This window comes from Kaistia nematophila, assembly GCF_026343855.1.
Classification (GTDB): Bacteria; Pseudomonadota; Alphaproteobacteria; order Rhizobiales; family Kaistiaceae; genus Kaistia; species Kaistia nematophila.
The window spans coordinates 338,283-354,404 of sequence record NZ_JAPKNK010000002.1; the positions used below are offsets into that span (position 1 = coordinate 338,283).

Sequence of the window (16,122 nt, forward strand, 5' to 3'; positions counted from 1 at the left end):
ATCAGGGCGTCCCAGACGATCGCGCCGCGAAATAGGCCTTCATCGCCTCGCTCGCCCGACGATGATGGCGGGCCAGCGCATCGATGGCGGTCGCCTCGTCGCGCACGCGGCAGGCAGCCAGGATCTCTCGATGCTCGTCCTGCCCCATGTCGCCGCCGACGGCGGCGAGGTGGAAGCGCAGGTGGCGGTCGGCCGAGGCAAGATGCTGTTCGGTCAGCGCGATCAGGCGCGGCAGGCCGGCCTGGGCGTAGAGCGTCATGTGGAAGCGGCGATTGAGCTCGCCCATGCGGCCGGGATCCTGCTCCTGGTCGATTTCGGCCAGCAGATCCTCGGCGATCTCGAAATCCTCTTCCGTCAGGTTCGGAATCGACAGGCGCAGCGCCTGGGGTTCGAGCGCGGCGCGGATGGCATAGTTGTCCATCGCATCAAGCAGGGTGATCTGCACGACGACGGCGCCGCGATGCGGCTCGAAATCGACGAGCGCCTGCGCCTCCAGCTGGCGCAGCGCCTCGCGAATCGGCATCCGGCTGACTTTGAAGCTCGCCGCCAGCTCTTCCTGCCGCAGCGGCGTGCCCGGCGCGATCGCACCCGAGAGAATGGCCTCGCGCAGCGTCGCCTCGACATATTCCGTCGCGGTCCGGTAACGCGGACCGGATGACTGGATCAGTTCCGACAGTCCCGCCGACATGGCATGCCTCCCCCGCGGTCCGCTTTCGCGACAGCCAAGCTCGCTCCACCCTTGCCTGTCGATTGGATCCAATCTAACAATCCAGCACAAGATTGCAATCAGGGGCTTCCTGCGATGGACTTGCGAACGGCGCCGCGGACACCCGACTTCGAAACGGACGGCGCGGTGGGACGCACGGTCGGGCTGACCCAGCCGATCGTCGCCGGCATCATCGCCTCCTTCGTCGGCTTCGCCGGTGTCTTCACCGTGGTGCTGCAGGGCTTCCTCGCCGTCGGCGCGACGCCGGCCCAGGCCGCCTCCGGCCTGCTCGCCATCTGCTTTGCGCAAGGGATTCTGTCGATCCTGCTGAGTTGGCGCTATCGCATCCCGCTCAGCATCGCCTGGTCGACGCCGGGCTCCGTTCTGTTCGCCGCCACCGGCATCATCGAGGGCGGCTTCCCGGCCGCCGTCGGCGCCTTCGTGCTCGCCGGCGCGCTGATCGTCGCCGCCGGCCTGATCAAGCCGTTCGGACGGCTCGTCTCCTCGATTCCGACGGTGCTGGCGAGCGCGATGCTGGCCGGCATCCTGCTCGGGCTCTGCCTCGCCCCGGCCAAGGCGGTCGGCCTGGAGCCCGCGCTGGCGATTCCGGTCGTCCTCGCCTGGGCCTTCGTCGGGCGTATCCGCAAGATCTGGGCGGTGCCGGCCGCCGTCGTCACCGCGGTCGCGTTGATCATCTGGACGGCGCCCACCGGCGGCTGGTCGATCGACCACATGACGCCCGACATCACGTTTGTCTGGCCCGTGTTCACGCTGCAGGGCCTGGTGTCGCTGGCGATCCCGCTCTTCATCGTCACCATGGCGTCGCAGAACCTGCCGGGCATCGCCGTCATGAAGGCGAATGGCTACGAGCCGCCCGTGCAGATCGTCTTCGTCTCGACGGGCATCGCCAGCATCCTCGCCGCGCCCTTCGGCGGCCACACGATCAATTTCGCCGCGATCACCGCCGCCATGTGCGCGGGCCCCGACGCCCATCCCGATCCGGCGCGGCGCTGGGTCGCCCCTGTCGCCGGCGGCCTGTTCTATCTGGTACTCGGCCTCGGCGCGACGCTCGCCGCCGCCCTCCTCGCGGTGGCGCCGCCGGTGCTGATCCAGGCCGCCACCGGCCTCGCTCTGCTCGGCGCCTTCGCCGGCGCGCTCGCGGGCGCAATCAGCGTCCCCGCCCACAGGGATGCGGCAATGGTGACCTTCGTGACGGCCGCATCGGGACTTTCCTTTTTCGGGATCGGTGCTGCATTCTGGGGCCTGATCGCGGGCGGAGCATTCATGCTCCTCAACAGAAAATGGAGCCGATGAGCGTCGCAGGTGTCATTCTCGCCGGAGGCAATTCGCTCCGCATGGGCCGCGAAAAGGCCTTCGTCCGGCTCGGCGACAAGCCGTTGATCGAGCATGTGCTGGAGCGCTTCGCCCCGCAGGTCGCGCCGCTCGCGATCAATGCCAACGGCGACACCGATCGCTTCGCATCCTACGCGCTTCCCGTTCTCGTCGATGACCGGCCGGATACCGGTCCGCTCGGCGGCATCCTCGCCGGCATGCGCTGGGCGGCGGCCCTGCCGGAGCGGCCGGATTTCGTCGCCACCGTGCCGATCGACTCACCCTTCCTGCCGCGCGACCTGGTGGCGCGCCTGCTGGCGGCGCAATCCGGCCAGCCGCTGATCGCCATCGCCGCCTCGGGCGACCGTGACCACCCGGTTTTCGGTCTCTGGCCCGTCAATCTCGCCGACACGCTGGCCGAATGGCGCGAGACCGCCAGGAGCCAGGGCGTGCGCGCCTTCCTCGCCGCCTGCGGCTTCAGCGTCGTCGGCTACGACATCCCGGCCGACGGTCCGGATCCGTTCCTGAATGCGAACACGCCTTCGGAACTCGAGGCGGCGACCCGCTGGCTGCCCACGGAATAACGGCCGTTCCCCCATCTGCACGGCCAGCAGTTGCAGCCCGCCCGGAAATGGTGGGATATACGCCGAGGACGGACGCTCGCCTCTGGCGGGCAAACCGGACGCAGTAGAAAAGCGTACCTCAGAGGGAATGCACATGCGTATCGTCAAGCAGGCCGCCATTGCGGCCCTGGCCCTGATGGCCGTCACCGGCGCCGTTCAGGCCAAGGAATGGAAGAACATCCGGGTCGCCGTCGAAGGCGCCTTCCCGCCGTTCAATTTCGTCGGCGCCGACAACCAGCTCGGCGGCTTCGACGTCGATATCGCCAAGGCGATCTGCGCTCAGATGAAGGCGGAATGCACCTTCGCCGTGCAAGACTGGGACGGGCTGATCCCCGCGCTGCAGGCCGGCAAGTTCGACACCATCATCTCGTCCATGTCGATCACCGACGAGCGCAAGAAGGTCATCGACTTCTCGCGCCCCTACTACCAGTCGCCGTCCTCCTTCATCGCGCCGAAGACCGCCGGCATCAAGGACACGTCGCCCGAGGCCCTGAAGGGCAAGACGATCGGCGCGCAGTCCTCGACCGTCCAGGCGGCCGAGCTCGAGCAGAAGTACAAGGATTCCGACATCAAGCTCTACCCGACCCAGGACGAGGTCAATCTCGATCTGGTCGCCGGCCGCATCGACATGCTGTTCGTCGACAAGCTGCCGGGCCTCGACTGGCTGAAGACGGCCGACGGCGCCAATTACGAGTTCGTCGGCACGGACCTGCCCACCGATGGCGTCGGCGCCGGCGTGCGCCAGTCCGACTCCGACCTGCGCGACCAGATCTCGGCAGCCATCCTCGCCATCAAGGCGGACGGCACCTACGACAAGATCAACGCCAAGTACTTCCCCTTCTCGATCTGGAAGGACTGAGCCACGCGCCTCGCCGGGCCTCGCTGAGGTCCGGCGACCGCGCATTCTTCGCTGCACCCTTGGGGGACGGGCCGCGTGCATCTGCTGGAGTTGCTTAGTTTCGGGCCCGATGGCTGGGGCAACCAGTTGCTCGCGGGCACGTGGCTCACCATTCGCCTCGCCCTGGCGACACTCCCCTTCGGACTGGCGCTCGGCCTGCTGATGGCGCTCGCCAAGCGTAGCAGGAACCGCTGGTGGCGCGCCTTCGGCAATGCCTACACGACGGTCTTCCGCGGCCTGCCCGAACTGCTGACGATCTTCATCGTCTATTTCGGCGGCCAGATCGTCCTGCAGAAGTTCGTCAGCCTGTTCAGCGACGCGCCGGTCGAGATCAACGGCTTCGTCGCCGGCATGGTGGCGCTCGGCGTCGTGTTTTCCGCCTATGCGTCGGAGGTCTTCCTCGGCGCCTTCAACAATATCACCCGCGGCCAGTACGAGGCGGCCTATGCGCTCGGCCTGCGGCCCGGCGCGACGCTGCGCCTCGTCATCGTGCCGCAGCTCGTCCGGCTCGCCCTGCCCGGCCTCGCCAATCTCTGGCTGATCCTGCTCAAGGACACGGCGCTGGTCTCGGTGATCGCGCTCGAGGATCTCCTGCGCAAGACTCAAATCGCCGTCCGTGTCACCAAGGAGCCGTTCCTGTTCTTCGGCGTCGCCTGCCTCATCTATCTCGCGCTCTCCATGGTGTCGTCGATCGGCATCGCGGCGATCGAGCGCTGGGCCAATCGCGGCGTCAGGAGAGCGTCATGAACTGGGACGCGCTCGCCACCTACGGCCCGCGCATGCTGCAGGGCCTCGTCGTCACGCTGCAGCTGGTCGTGATCTCGATCACGCTCGGCGCGCTGCTGGCCTGGCCGGTGGCGCTGGCCCGGATGAGCCGCAGCCGTATCCTGCGCGGCCTCTCGTTCGGCTACATGTATTTCTTCCGCGGCACGCCGCTGCTGGCGCAGACCTTCCTCGTCTATTACGGCGCGGGACAGTTCCGGCCGCAGCTCGAGGCGATCGGGCTCTGGTGGCTGTTCCGCGACGCGTTCTTCTGCTGCGTGCTAACCTTCACGCTGAACACCGGCGCCTATCAGGCCGAGATCCTGCGCGGCGCCATCCGCGCCGTGCCGATCGGGCAGAGCGAAGCGGCGATGTCGCTCGGTCTGTCGCCGGGCCTCATTTTCCGCAAGATCATCGTGCCGCAGGCGCTGCTGATCGCGCTGCGCCCGCTCGGCAACGAAGTGATCCTGATGGTGAAGGGCTCGTCGGTGGCGGCGATCGTCACGGTGTTCGACCTGATGGGCGTCACCCGCCTCGCCTATTCCCGCACCTTCGATTTCCAGGTCTATCTCTGGGCGGCGGTGCTCTATCTCATCGTCGTCGAGACGATCCGGCGGGTCTGGGACAAGCTCGAGCACCGGCTGACCCGACACCTGCGCTCCGCATAGAAAACGCGACAGGCGGAGGCCGCCCGTCGCGTTCGAAAGGCCCGCGAAGACGGTCGACAGCGACCTATGCCGTGCCCTTGTCCTTTTCGAGCGGGATGTAGTTCAAGGGCAGCGCGGTCGCATACTTGATCTGCTCCATTGCGAAGGCCGACGACACGTCGGCGATGTCGATGCGCGAGATCAGCCGCTTGTAGAACAGGTCATAGGCCTCGATATCAGGCACGACGACGCGCAGCAGATAATCGACCTGACCGCTCATCCGATAGAATTCGACCACCTCGGGAACGTCGCGGATGACCTCCGCGAACCGTTTGAGCCATTCCTCGTTGTGCTGGCTCGTGGTGATCGAGACGAACACCGTGACCTTGGCATTCACCTTCTTAGGGTCGAGGACCGCGACCCGCTTGGTGATGACGCCGTCTTCTTCCAGCTTCTGGATACGTCGCCAGCAGGGCGTCGTCGAAAGTCCGACTCGCCGACCGATTTCCGCGACAGGGATGGTGGCGTCTTCCTGCAGGATTTGCAGGATTTTTCGGTCGAGCCGATCGATCATTCGGGAATCCTCTGCCTTGGAACTCGGCGACGGAGGCAATCTTTTCTAACCAAGACTGATACCGTTGCTGAATTGAGAAAATTATTCTTCGATCAATGCTCAGATCGGCCGAGTTTGTCAACTGTGGCCGCTCAGGCGCCCGGCCACAAGGCGCCGCAAGGTCGGGATCAGATCTGCTTCGAACCACGGATGCCGCTTGATCCAGCCTGAGTTGCGCCACGAAGGATGCGGGAGCGGCAGCACCGGCAGCGGCGACGTCTCGTCGAGGATGGCACGCCAGTCGGCGACGGTCTCCGTCAGGCCGCGTCGCACGCGGCTACCGAGATGGAACTTCTGGGCGTGCAGCCCGACGGCCAGCACCAGATCGATCGCGGGCAGTTCCGCCAGCAGCGCGCTGCGCCAGGCCGGCGCGCATTCGCGGCGCGGCGGCAGGTCGCCGCCCTTGGCGTCCAGTCCCGGAAAACAGAACCCCATCGGCGCAATGGCAATCCGGCTCTCGTCATAGAATTCTGCGGAGCCGATCCCCATCCAGGCGCGAAGCCGATCACCCGACGGATCGGTGAACGGCATGCCGGAGGCATGGACGCGCGTACCAGGCGCCTGGCCGGCGATCAGGATCCGCGCCGTCGCCGAGGCGCGCACGACCGGCCGCGGCTCATGCGGCAGGGGCCGACCGAGCGGATGGTCGACGCAGATGCGACAGGCGCGGATATCCGCGAGCAGCCTATCGAGTTCCGATTTCGACGCGGCGGCAGAATTCAGCATCGGCTTAACCATGTTCATCAAGCCGGCATTAAGCATTCGAAACCCAAATTCGACAACAACCTAGAGTGCTTCCTTCCAGGAAGTCGAGAGATGCAGGGCCTGACCACAGCGACATTCGAACAGGAAGATCTGCCGCATCCGTCCGGCTGCCACGAGCGGCGGCGCGCGGCCGCTTCGGCCTGCCCGGAAGTCGCATTCAAGACCGGTGCTCCGGCCCCAGACTCGTCCGCCATCAATCGAATCCTGCTCGCCGGCTATGCCCGCACCCGGCTCCTCTGCGGCCTTGTCGGCATCGGCGCCACCCTGCTGGCCGGTTTCCTTGTCTCCGCCTGGCTACCGCCGGCTTCCACCGTAGTCTGGACGGCAGTCGCGCTCTGCGCCCAGACTTTGCTGACCGTTCTCTGCCTGTGCTTCCGCAAGCCGAACGGGCTCTCGTCGCGGCTCTGGACGAGCCTGTTCGTCTTCGCCGAGTGGCTCTGCGGCCTGAGCTGGGCCTGGCTGCTGGTTCTGCTCGTTCCCGAGCAGCGCGTCGACCCCGCCGTCCTTCAGCTTGGCGTCATGCTGGCGGTGATATCGGCGGGAACTACGTTCGCCGCGGCGCTTCCCGCCGCCGCGACCGCTGCGACGGCGCCGGTGGCGCTCACCATGGTCGTGCTGTTCGCCGCGCGCCAGGCGCCGCTCTATCTGGTGCTAGCCTTCCTCGCGATCGCCACCGAAATCCTGTTCCTGTCGCTGTCGCAGCGCCTGCATCGCTCGCTCCGCAACGGCGTCGCCGATCGCACCGAACGCGCGCGGCTGACCGGCGAACTGACGGCGGCACGGGCTGCCGCAGCGCATTCGCTGCGGATCGCCGACGAGGCCAACCGGGTTCGATCCCGCTTCCTGGCGACCGTCAATCACGAACTACGCACGCCGCTCAACGCCATTCTCGGCTTCTCCGAGGTGATGAAGAACGAAGTGCTCGGGCCGATGCAGAACGGCACCTATCGCGACTATGCCGCAGACATCCACGCAAGCGGCAGCCATCTGCTGGCGCTGATCGACGAGGTCCTCGACTTTTCCGGGATCGAGGCCGGTCGCTACGAGCGGGAGGAGATCCCGGTTGATCTCGCCGAAATCGCTGCCTCCTGCGAAGCGACGGTCGCGGCCCGCGCTCTCGAGCGAGGCCAGAGGCTCACCGTCGAGGCCGAACCCGATCTGCCGAAGCTCCGCGCGGATCCGCGCGGCCTCCGACAGATTCTGCTTCACCTGCTTTCTAACGCCGTGAAGTTCGCGCCGGCGGATGGCGAAATCACCGTTCGCGTCGGCTGGACGGCGGGCGGCGGCCAGTATGTTTCGGTCAGCGATAACGGCCCCGGCATCCCGGCAGCCGAGCTCGCCACCGTGCTCTCGCCGTTCGGCCGGGGCGACCACCCGGTGCGGATGGCAACGCCGGGATTGGGGATGGGCCTGCCGATCGCCGCCGCGATCACCGCGCTGCATGGCGGCAGGTTCGAGCTCCGCTCGGTCCTAGGCGAGGGCACGACGGCCCTTGCCACCTTCCCACGCTCGCGCGTCCTCGTGCCGGAACCGATGGCAGCGGCCGAGCGCGAGGGCAATGTGCTCCTCTGGCGCTCGGCGAGCTGAGCCTCAGCCCTTCTCGGATACGCCGGCCTGGGCGAAGGTCGCCATGCCGGTGTGGATCTCCGCCGCCGCCTTGACCAGGCCAGCCGCCATCGCGGCGCCGGTGCCCTCGCCGAGCCGCATGCCGAGATCGAGCAGCGGGGTCTTGCCCATCGCCGCCAGAAGCTTCGCATGCGGCGGCTCCGCCGAGACATGGCCGAACTGGCAATGGTCCAGCGACGCCGGATCCATCTTGTAGAGCACCGCGGCAGCAGCCGTCGCGACATAGCCATCGACGATCACCGGGATGCGGCTCATGCGGGCGGCGAGGATGGCGCCGGCCATGGCGGCGAGCTCGCGGCCGCCGAGACGGCGCAGCACTTCGAGCGGATCGCCGAGATGGGACGCATGCAGCTCCAGAGCCGCGTCGATCGCGGCGGCCTTGCGCGCCAGTCCCTCGGAGTCGACGCCGGTTCCCGGTCCGACCCAGTCGCGGCCCGTGCCGCCGAACAGGCCGGCGGCAACGGCGCCGGCGACCGTCGTGTTGCCGATGCCCATCTCACCGATCGCCAGGAGATCGATGCCGCCGGCCGTCGCCTCCATGCCGAACGCCATGGTGGCGGCGCAGCCGGCCTCGTCGAGCGCCGGTTCGACCGTTATGTCGCCGGTCGGAATGTCTAGGGCGAGGTCGAACACCTTCAGCCCGAGATCGTAGACGATGCAGATCTGGTTGATCGCGGCGCCACCGGCAGCGAAATTCTCGACCATCTGCTGGGTGACGCTGGCGGGATAGGCGGAGACGCCACGCGCGGCAACACCGTGATTGCCGGCGAAGATCGCCACGAGCGGCCGCGTGACGGCGGGGCGCGCCCTGCCCTGCCAGCCGCCGAGCCATTCCGCCAGTTCCTCGAGCCGGCCGAGGGAACCCGCCGGCTTGGTCAGCTGCGCGTCACGGGCTCGAATGGCGAGCACCGCCGCTTCATCGCGTCCCGGCATCTCGTCGAAGAGAGCGCGGATGTCGTCGAAGGGAAGTCCGGAGGCAGAGCGGGCCATGCGTATCTCGGCTTTTGGTGCGGGGTGGGAGGAAGCGGCACGCCTGGCGAGACGCACACCGGGTGAGACTCTTGGCGGCCGGCCGCGCGGCGATCTATAACCCTCCACCAGCGTACCGCAAGCACCGATGAGGCTGAGTCGGTGCGGCTATCCGCCGACCCGAGGGCAATTCCCATGACGGACGACCCGTATCCGACCCTGTTTCGCGCGTCCCTCTCCGAACTCGCGGCGGCGACAGCCTTCCTGACGCGCCTGCCGGCGACCTGGCTCGGGGTAGCGTCGGACCGTCGACCCGATTTCACGGTCGCGGCCCGCGCCTTCCCCGGTGTCGGGCTCATCGTCGGACTGGTCGGCGCCATTGCCCTGCTGCTCGCCCACGCGCTCGGCCTGCCGCTCCTGGCATCGGCTGCGGTCTCCCTGGCGGCGACCATCGCGCTCACCGGCGCGCTGCATGAGGACGGTCTCGCGGATACGGCAGACGGCTTCGGCGGTGGCACGACGGCGACCCGCAAGCTCGAGATCATGCGCGACAGCCGGATCGGCACCTTCGGCGCCGTCGCCCTCGTCCTGTCGCTGCTGCTGCGTGCCACCCTGCTCGCCAATCTGCTTCCCTACGGCGCCTGGCCCGTCGCCACCGCGCTCGTTGGAGCCGAAATCGTTAGCCGCGCAGCCATCGTCCACCTCTGGGCGGCGCTGCCACCGGCACGCTTCGAGGGTCTCGCCAGCGCCACCGGAAGGCCGTCGCGCGACACCAGCCTGACCGCAATCGCCATCGCCGTGGTAGCCGCTCTGGTCTGCGGCGCCATCGGCACCGGCATCTTTCCGGTCGTCGTCGCTCTCGTCGTCGCCGGGCTCGTGACCTATGCCTTCCAGTTCCTCTGCGCCTCGCAGATCGCCGGCCAGACGGGCGACACGCTCGGCGCCGCGCAGCAGATCGCGCTCGTCGCCTATCTGATGGCGATCGTCGCGGCGACATGATCTCGCCCTGCATCAGCGTCTGCGTTCTCGATCCGCAATCCGAGCTCTGCGAGGGCTGCGGCCGCTCGCTTGACGAGATCAGCCAGTGGTCGCGGATGACGGAGGATGAGCGCCGGGCTGTGATGGAGCGGCTGGCCGACAGGCCGGAAAGGCACGCCAGGGCGGACGCCTGACGCGCAGGCCCTGCCCCTCAGGATGCCCCCAAAAAAACGGCCGCCAATGGCGGCCGTTTCGTATTCTTAACCCCAAAGGACCGCCATTAAGCCGTGGCGTGCGCCTCGGCAGCGGCGCGGCGGCCTTCCCGATTGGCCAGCACGCTGACGATCAGCAGCTGGAAGAAGTGGTAGAGCATGATCGGCGCGATGATCAGGCCGAGCGCCGGCGAGCCGGAGAACATCAGCTTGGCCAGAGGCACGCCGGTTGCCAGTGACTTCTTAGAGGCGCAGTAGAGACAGGCAATGGTGTCGGCGCGGTTCAGGCCCATCATGCGGCACGGGATCATCATCAGGCCGTAGATGATGAAGAACAGCGCGATCACGCCGACGATGATCGCGACGATCAGGCTGACGTCATGGCCGGCCCAGACCCCTTCAACGATCGAGTCGGAGAAGGAGTTGTAGACGATCGCCAGGATGATGGCGCGGTCGGCGAGACGGATCGCCTTGATGTTGCGCGTCGCCCAGGCATAGAGCCAATGACGGGCGATCTGGCCTATGATGATCGGCAGCAGCACCAGCAGCACGATCTTGCCAATAACCGGCAGAAGCGGCATGCCGACGCCGGTCGACGACAGGAACCATGCCATCAGGAGCGGCGTCGCGAACACGCCGATCAGGCTCGACAGCGTCGCGTTGAAGATCGCGACCGGGACGTTGCCGCGCGCCAGCGACGTCATGGCAACGGAGGACGACACGGTCGACGGCAGCGCCGCGAGATAGAAGAAGCCGATCCACACCTCCTCGGGAACAAAGCCCTTGAGCGGCGTACCGAGCACCAGGACGACGATCGGGAACAGCACGAAGGTACAGAGCTGGACGGCGATGTGGACCCGCCAGTGGCGGATGCCGGCGTGCATGCGCTCGGGCGCAAGGGTCAGGCCGTAGAGGAAGAAGATCACCGCCACGCCGTAGGTCGCGATGGCATCCATGTGCAGGACGCCACCGGACTCGCCGGGCCCGGGAACGGCGATCGCTGCGAGGACCACGAGGACCAACGCAATCAGAAAGCCGTCGATCGTGAAACCGCGGATCGTCATATCGGGAGTGCTTTCATTGCAGGCGAGAATCCGCCGGAGCGGATGGGTATGCCATCCATACCGAGCCGTGCCGCCGCGATAAAGACACTTGGTGACACAGCACTTTCGCCTCAGGCGGCCGCATTGGCCGCGACCGAGGCAGCAATGTCGTCGACCGCATCCATGGCGCGATGGAACACGTCGATGCCGGCATGGCGCCCGGCACCTTCGACCGTCAGGATCTGGCGGAAACGCCGCGCACCCGGCCGGCCGTGATAGAGCCCAAGCATGTGCCGGGCCATGTGGCTGACCGGCGTCCCGGCCGCGATCTGCGCCTCGATATAGGGCAGCATCGCCTCCAGGATCGCGCGCGGCTCAGGATCGACCCGATCGATGCCGTAGATCCGGCGATCGGCGGCTGCGAGCATCTCGGGTTCCTGATAGGCGGCGCGGCCGATCATGACGCCGTCGACATGGACGAGATGCCGCTCGGCCTCGTCGAGCGTCTTGATGCCGCCATTGATGCCGATGAAGAGATCCGGCAACCGCGCCTTCAACCGATAGACCCGGTCATAATCAAGCGGGGGGATATCGCGGTTTTCCTTCGGCGACAGGCCCTGCAGCCAGGCCTTGCGCGCATGCACCCAGAGCGCATCGACCCCGGCCGCGACCACGTGATCTGCGAGCGTATCGAGCGCGATCTCCGGATTCTGATCGTCCACGCCGATGCGGCACTTGACGGTAACCGGGATTGAGACGGCCGCCTTCATCGCGGCGACGCAATCGGCGACCCGCTGCGGCTCGCGCATGAGGCAGGCGCCGAACGTTCCGGACTGGACCCGGTCCGACGGGCAGCCGACATTCAGGTTGATCTCGGCATAGCCGTATTCGGCGCCGATCCGCGCCGCCTCCGCGACCTTTGCCGGATCTGAGCCGCCGATCTGCAGCGCGACCGGCTGTTCGGCCGGATCGAACCCGAGCAGCCTCTGCCGGTCGCCATGCAGGATCGCCTCGGCGACGACCATCTCCGAATAGAGCAGCGCTTCCTTCGACAGCAGCCGGTGGAAATAGCGGCAATGCCGATCCGTCCAATCCAGCATCGGCGCCACGGAAAGCTTATGTCTTTGATATTGCGTCATGTTTATGAGTCTTGCCGAAAATCGGGCGTGCTTGTCCCTCTCTATAGGCGATCTCGGCACCGTTTGGCCAATTGGCGCAGCGGTCGCCCTGCCCGGCCGTGACCCGGACCGGCGCCGATGCTATGCCTCGACATTCATGCATCAGGAAGGTTTCCCGCTATGACGCTGCGCGTCGTTTCGCTGAATGCCTGGGGCGGCAAGTTGCATGCGCCGCTCATGCGCTATCTCGCGAACGTCGAGGCCGACATACTCTGCCTGCAGGAGATAGTCCGCACGCCGGCCGCGCATTCCGACTGGCTCGAATATCGCGACGGCGAACACATCCTGCCGCAGCGAACCCATCTGTTCGAGGAAATCCAAGCGATCCTGCCGCATCATGACGGCATGTTCTCGCCGACCGCGCGCGGCGAACTGTTCGACGGCGCCGGCACCGTGCCGTCGGAATTCGGGCTGGCGACCTTCGTCCGCGCCTCGCTGCCGATCATCGGCCAGGCAATGGACTTCATCCACGGCGCCTTCTCGCCCCATGGCTGGGGACCGCATCCAAGGGGCCGCAACGCGCATGGCGTGCGGCTCTACAGCTATGACGGCGACTTTCCGGTGACGATCTTCCAACTGCACGGGCTGCGCGACAGGAACGGCAAGGGCGACACGCCGGCGCGGGCGGCACAGGCCGAAGCGTTGCTGCGGCTGATCGAACGCCTCTGGCACCGCGGCGAAAGGCTGATCGTCTGCGGCGACCTCAACCTGCTCCCCGACAGCGACACCTTCGAGGTGCTGAGCCGGCTCGGGCTCGTCGACCTGGTCACGAGCCGGGGCTTCACGAGCACGCGCACGTCCCACTACGAGAAGGACGGCCGTTTCGCCGACTACATGCTGGTGACGCCGAACGTCGAGGTCGTCCGGTTCGACGTCGTCGCCGAACCGGAAGTCTCCGACCACTGCGCGCTGCGGCTCGACTTCAGATAGCGAGCGCCAGCTTGCGCGGCGCAACCGCCTGGGCGTTCTGCTGCAAGGCCAGTTCCCAGCGCAGGGCGTCGGCGACGATCTGGTCGAGTTGGTCGCGCGCCGGCTTGAAGCCGAGACGCGAGCGGATCAAGTCCGTCGCCGCCACCAGCGACGGCGGGTCGCCCGCGCGGCGGGGCGCCAGGCGAACGTCGAACTCGACGCCCGAGACACGCTTGACCGCCTCGATCACCTCCAGCACCGAGAAGCCGCGGCTATAGCCGCAGTTCAGCGTCAGGCTCTCACCGCCCGCCTCCAGGTGATCGAGCGCCAGCATGTGGGCGGCGGCGAGATCGCTGACGTGAATGTAGTCGCGCACGCAGGTGCCGTCCGGCGTCGGGTAGTCCTGGCCGAAGACGTCGAGGTGGCTGCGCTGGCCGAGCGCCGCCTGGCAGGCGAGCTTGATCAGATGCGTGGCGCGTGGGAAGGACTGGCCCGAGCGGCCCTGCGGATCGGCGCCGGCGACATTGAAATAGCGCAGCACGACCGAGCGGATGTCATGCGCCGCCACCGTGTCGCGCAGCATCCATTCCGTCATCAGCTTCGAGGCGCCATAGGGCGAGATCGGCTGCATCGCCGACGTCTCGCTGATCGGGCTCACCGCCGGTTCTCCATAGACCGCGGCGGTCGACGAGAAGATGAAGTTACGAACCCCACCTTCGACGGCGGCCGCGATCAGGGCCCGCGACTTGACCGTGTTGTTGAAGTAGTAGCCGAGCGGATTGGTGACCGAATCCGGCACGACGATCGAGCCGGCGAAATGCACGATCGCGGTGACGTCGAATTCGCGGATGAGGCGCTTCAGCAGCGCCTCGTCGCCGCAATCGCCCCGCACCAGCGGCACGCCGTCCGGCACCTGGCCGACGAAGCCGGTCGAGAGATCATCGAGGACAAGAGTATCGCGCCCCGCGTCGGCGAGCGCCAAGACCATGTGACTGCCGATATATCCGGCGCCACCGGTGACGAGAACGGTCATTCGGTGTTCCTGCTGTTGGGCTTGAGGGTGATCATGAATAGAAGCTCATCTGGTCCGGCCCGATCTCGGCGAGGGTGACGTTCTCGATCAGGAAGCCGCTGCCGAAGCCGAAATCGACATGCACGCCCTCGGCCGTGTCGTAGGCATGGGCGAGGAAGCCGGAATAGTTGGCGAAGGCGCGCCCCGAGACCGGCTGGAAATAGAGGTGATCGCCCTCGGCGACGCTGAAGTCGGTGATGCGGTCGAACCCTTCGTCATACTGGCCGTCGAAGATGAAGGTATCCGCGCCGGCGCCGCCGGTGAGCGTGTCGTCGCCGCGCGCGCCGCGCAGCCGGTCGTCGCCATCGTCGCCGAACAGCTGGTCGCTGGCGCGGCCGCCGTGCACCGTGTCGTTGCCGGTGCCGCCATGGAAGGTGACGACGCCCGCCGTCGACAGCATCTGCACATAGTCGTCGCCGCTGCCGCCGACGATGTCGAAATCAACGACGTGCAGGGTGCCGTTGGGCCCGTAATCCGGCCCGAAAAGCGTCAGCTTCTCGATGTTCTGGAACGTGCCCCCGGTCGAGGTCGTGCCGGCCTGCATGTCGATCCAATACGAACCGGAGCTCGGCGTCTTGATCTGCAGCGTGTCGACGCCGTCGCCGCCATCGATCCAGTCCGGATTCATGTCGTTCATGTAGATCGTGTCGTTGCCGGCCCCGGCATTGATGCGGTCATAGCCGCCGCGCCCATTGATGAGGTCGTCGCCGGCACCACCATGAATGACATTCGAGCCGGAATCGCCGGCAAGCACGTCGTTGTAGTTGCTGCCCCAGATGTCTTCGATAGAGACCAGCACGTCGCCATGGGCGAAGCCGCCGACCTGGCTCGCCCGCTCGAGACTGACGTCGACGCCGGCGGTCGAGCCGCCATAGTCGACGCGGTCGCGCCCCTCGCCGCCATCCAGCCGATCGGCTCCCGCGCCGCCATCCAGCACGTCGTTGCCGTCGCCGCCCATCAGCCAGTCGGCGCCCTTGCCGCCATGCAGAACGTCATTGCCGCCATAGCCGCGCAGCTCATCATCGCCGCTGCCGCCAAGCAGAAGGTCGTTGCCCGAGGCGCCCGAGACGTAGAACTTCTCGACATTGACGATCTTGCTGCCGATCTCGCCCCAGGGCCGAACATCGATGGTCACGTCGCCGTCGGAATCGACGGCGTCGATCGAAACGGCGTCGTAACCATCGCCACCATCGATCCAGGCGAAATCGATCCGCGCCGAAAAGGTATCGTCCCCCGCGCCCCCGAGCATCACGGTGCCCGAGTTGGCCGGCCCGGCCAGATTGTAGAGGACGTCCTGCCAGAGATGGTCGTTGCCGTCGCCACCATCCATGAAGTCCGCGCCACCAAAGCCGCCGAGATCGTCATTGCCCGCCCCGCCGATCAGGATGTCGTCGCCAGCCGTTCCGAAGGCGATGTCGTCATGGATCGAGCCCATGAACTCCAACCGCTCGAAGCCAGTAGCCAGTTCGCCATCGAGCGCGACATAGTCGCCATCGTCGACGAGCGACAGATCTCCATTCGGCTGATGCCAGACGATGAAGCCGGGGCCGTCGCCCGCATCGGCGCGAAAGTCCGTCGCGTCGACGACGAGCGTGTCGAAGCCGCCGCCTCCGAGCGCGGAGGAGACGCTCGACACGACGATGCGATCGTCGCCGGCGCCACCCTCGATGTGGTCGAGCCCGCCATTGCCGTGGATGATGTCGTCGCCGTCCTCACCGAAGAGACTGTCGGCCCCGGCGGTGCCGTAGATCGTATCGTTGCCGGGTGTTCCGTGAACATCGACCATGAC

Annotated in this window: 17 protein-coding genes; 9 read left to right on the top strand and 8 right to left on the bottom strand. The window is 66.8% G+C overall.

Annotation, left to right across the window (positions count from 1 at the left end; all coding sequences use genetic code 11):
- Nucleotide 1: 1 nt before the first annotated feature.
- Complete coding sequence (locus tag OSH07_RS05880; protein ID WP_266337681.1) at nt 2-688, bottom strand: GntR family transcriptional regulator; 687 nt, start codon at nt 686-688, stop codon at nt 2-4.
- A 165-nt stretch (nt 689-853) separates the two neighbouring features.
- Between OSH07_RS05880 and OSH07_RS05885 the strand changes: the two genes are divergently transcribed.
- The 5 genes from OSH07_RS05885 to OSH07_RS05905 all read left to right on the top strand — a co-directional run bounded on the left by OSH07_RS05885 (nt 854) and on the right by OSH07_RS05905 (nt 4,989).
- A complete protein-coding gene (locus OSH07_RS05885; protein WP_266337682.1) occupies nt 854-2,020 on the top strand; it encodes a benzoate/H(+) symporter BenE family transporter in 1,167 nt (388 codons plus the stop codon).
- A complete protein-coding gene (gene mobA / locus OSH07_RS05890; RefSeq protein ID WP_266337683.1) occupies nt 2,017-2,622 on the top strand; it encodes a molybdenum cofactor guanylyltransferase MobA in 606 nt (201 codons plus the stop codon). Before OSH07_RS05885 ends, mobA begins: the two co-directional genes overlap by 4 nt.
- Nucleotides 2,623-2,755: 133 nt before the next feature.
- A complete protein-coding gene (locus OSH07_RS05895; RefSeq protein ID WP_266337684.1) occupies nt 2,756-3,520 on the top strand; it encodes a transporter substrate-binding domain-containing protein in 765 nt (254 codons plus the stop codon).
- A gap of 75 nt (nt 3,521-3,595) precedes the next feature.
- Entirely contained in the window at nt 3,596-4,306 is a 711-nt protein-coding gene (locus OSH07_RS05900; protein ID WP_266337685.1) for an ABC transporter permease, read from the top strand.
- Nucleotides 4,303-4,989: an ABC transporter permease gene (locus tag OSH07_RS05905; protein ID WP_266337686.1), complete on the top strand. Its 687-nt coding sequence runs from the start codon at nt 4,303-4,305 to the stop codon at nt 4,987-4,989. The genes OSH07_RS05900 and OSH07_RS05905 overlap by 4 nt, the downstream gene beginning before the upstream one ends.
- A 64-nt stretch (nt 4,990-5,053) precedes the next feature.
- Here OSH07_RS05905 and OSH07_RS05910 read toward each other — a convergent pair whose 3' ends face one another.
- Both OSH07_RS05910 and OSH07_RS05915 read right to left on the bottom strand, forming a co-directional pair.
- A complete protein-coding gene (locus OSH07_RS05910) occupies nt 5,054-5,539 on the bottom strand; it encodes an Lrp/AsnC family transcriptional regulator (RefSeq protein WP_478293584.1) in 486 nt (161 codons plus the stop codon).
- A 120-nt stretch (nt 5,540-5,659) separates the two neighbouring features.
- Nucleotides 5,660-6,307 (bottom strand): uracil-DNA glycosylase family protein, encoded by a 648-nt coding sequence (locus OSH07_RS05915; protein WP_266337688.1) that lies wholly within the window; start codon nt 6,305-6,307, stop codon nt 5,660-5,662.
- Between the two features lie 90 nt (nt 6,308-6,397).
- Between OSH07_RS05915 and OSH07_RS05920 the strand changes: the two genes are divergently transcribed.
- On the top strand, nt 6,398-7,933 hold the full coding sequence (locus OSH07_RS05920) for a sensor histidine kinase (protein ID WP_266337689.1): 1,536 nt from the start codon (nt 6,398-6,400) through the stop codon (nt 7,931-7,933).
- A 3-nt stretch (nt 7,934-7,936) separates the two neighbouring features.
- Here the strand turns inward: OSH07_RS05920 and cobT are convergent, their stop codons facing one another.
- Nucleotides 7,937-8,962, bottom strand: coding sequence for a nicotinate-nucleotide--dimethylbenzimidazole phosphoribosyltransferase (gene cobT / locus OSH07_RS05925; RefSeq protein WP_266337690.1), 1,026 nt, complete (start codon nt 8,960-8,962; stop codon nt 7,937-7,939).
- Between the two features lie 174 nt (nt 8,963-9,136).
- On the opposite strand from cobT, the gene cobS reads away from it, so the two are divergent.
- Both cobS and OSH07_RS05935 read left to right on the top strand, forming a co-directional pair.
- Nucleotides 9,137-9,940: an adenosylcobinamide-GDP ribazoletransferase gene (gene cobS / locus OSH07_RS05930; protein ID WP_266337691.1), complete on the top strand. Its 804-nt coding sequence runs from the start codon at nt 9,137-9,139 to the stop codon at nt 9,938-9,940.
- A complete protein-coding gene (locus OSH07_RS05935; protein WP_266337692.1) occupies nt 9,937-10,113 on the top strand; it encodes a DUF1289 domain-containing protein in 177 nt (58 codons plus the stop codon). The genes cobS and OSH07_RS05935 overlap by 4 nt, the downstream gene beginning before the upstream one ends.
- A gap of 86 nt (nt 10,114-10,199) precedes the next feature.
- Here OSH07_RS05935 and OSH07_RS05940 read toward each other — a convergent pair whose 3' ends face one another.
- Together OSH07_RS05940 and dusA are read right to left on the bottom strand one after the other, a co-directional pair.
- A complete protein-coding gene (locus OSH07_RS05940) occupies nt 10,200-11,195 on the bottom strand; it encodes a bile acid:sodium symporter family protein (protein ID WP_266337693.1) in 996 nt (331 codons plus the stop codon).
- 110 nt (nt 11,196-11,305) lie between these two features.
- Nucleotides 11,306-12,313 carry a tRNA dihydrouridine(20/20a) synthase DusA gene (dusA, locus tag OSH07_RS05945; RefSeq protein WP_266337694.1) on the bottom strand — a complete coding sequence of 336 codons (1,008 nt, stop codon included), beginning with the start codon at nt 12,311-12,313 and terminating at the stop codon, nt 11,306-11,308.
- A gap of 159 nt (nt 12,314-12,472) precedes the next feature.
- Between dusA and OSH07_RS05950 the strand changes: the two genes are divergently transcribed.
- The gene (locus tag OSH07_RS05950) at nt 12,473-13,282 is read left to right on the top strand and encodes an endonuclease/exonuclease/phosphatase family protein (protein ID WP_266337695.1); all 810 of its coding nucleotides are present in this window, start codon (nt 12,473-12,475) and stop codon (nt 13,280-13,282) included.
- On the opposite strand, the gene galE is transcribed toward OSH07_RS05950, so the two are convergent.
- Nucleotides 13,275-14,294 carry a UDP-glucose 4-epimerase GalE gene (galE, locus tag OSH07_RS05955; protein ID WP_266337696.1) on the bottom strand — a complete coding sequence of 340 codons (1,020 nt, stop codon included), beginning with the start codon at nt 14,292-14,294 and terminating at the stop codon, nt 13,275-13,277. The two genes, OSH07_RS05950 and galE, sit on opposite strands and share 8 nt — an antisense overlap.
- A gap of 31 nt (nt 14,295-14,325) precedes the next feature.
- The gene (locus OSH07_RS05960; RefSeq protein ID WP_266337697.1) at nt 14,326-16,119 is read right to left on the bottom strand and encodes a calcium-binding protein; all 1,794 of its coding nucleotides are present in this window, start codon (nt 16,117-16,119) and stop codon (nt 14,326-14,328) included.
- Nucleotides 16,120-16,122 lie beyond the last annotated feature (3 nt).

Bases quoted from the DNA above. Each gene is read 5' to 3' on its own strand.
- OSH07_RS05880 (WP_266337681.1), bottom strand. From the start codon at position 688: ATGTCGGCGGGACTGTCGGAACTGATCCAGTCATCCGGTCCGCGTTAC.
- mobA (WP_266337683.1), top strand. From the start codon at position 2,017: ATGAGCGTCGCAGGTGTCATTCTCGCCGGAGGCAATTCGCTCCGCATG.
- OSH07_RS05895 (WP_266337684.1), top strand. From the start codon at position 2,756: ATGCGTATCGTCAAGCAGGCCGCCATTGCGGCCCTGGCCCTGATGGCC.
- OSH07_RS05905 (WP_266337686.1), top strand. From the start codon at position 4,303: ATGAACTGGGACGCGCTCGCCACCTACGGCCCGCGCATGCTGCAGGGC.
- OSH07_RS05915 (WP_266337688.1), bottom strand. From the start codon at position 6,307: ATGCTGAATTCTGCCGCCGCGTCGAAATCGGAACTCGATAGGCTGCTC.
- OSH07_RS05920 (WP_266337689.1), top strand. From the start codon at position 6,398: ATGCAGGGCCTGACCACAGCGACATTCGAACAGGAAGATCTGCCGCAT.
- cobT (WP_266337690.1), bottom strand. From the start codon at position 8,962: ATGGCCCGCTCTGCCTCCGGACTTCCCTTCGACGACATCCGCGCTCTC.
- cobS (WP_266337691.1), top strand. From the start codon at position 9,137: ATGACGGACGACCCGTATCCGACCCTGTTTCGCGCGTCCCTCTCCGAA.
- OSH07_RS05935 (WP_266337692.1), top strand. From the start codon at position 9,937: ATGATCTCGCCCTGCATCAGCGTCTGCGTTCTCGATCCGCAATCCGAG.
- OSH07_RS05940 (WP_266337693.1), bottom strand. From the start codon at position 11,195: ATGACGATCCGCGGTTTCACGATCGACGGCTTTCTGATTGCGTTGGTC.
- dusA (WP_266337694.1), bottom strand. From the start codon at position 12,313: ATGACGCAATATCAAAGACATAAGCTTTCCGTGGCGCCGATGCTGGAT.
- OSH07_RS05950 (WP_266337695.1), top strand. From the start codon at position 12,473: ATGACGCTGCGCGTCGTTTCGCTGAATGCCTGGGGCGGCAAGTTGCAT.
- galE (WP_266337696.1), bottom strand. From the start codon at position 14,294: ATGACCGTTCTCGTCACCGGTGGCGCCGGATATATCGGCAGTCACATG.
- OSH07_RS05960 (WP_266337697.1), bottom strand. From the start codon at position 16,119: ATGGTCGATGTTCACGGAACACCCGGCAACGATACGATCTACGGCACC.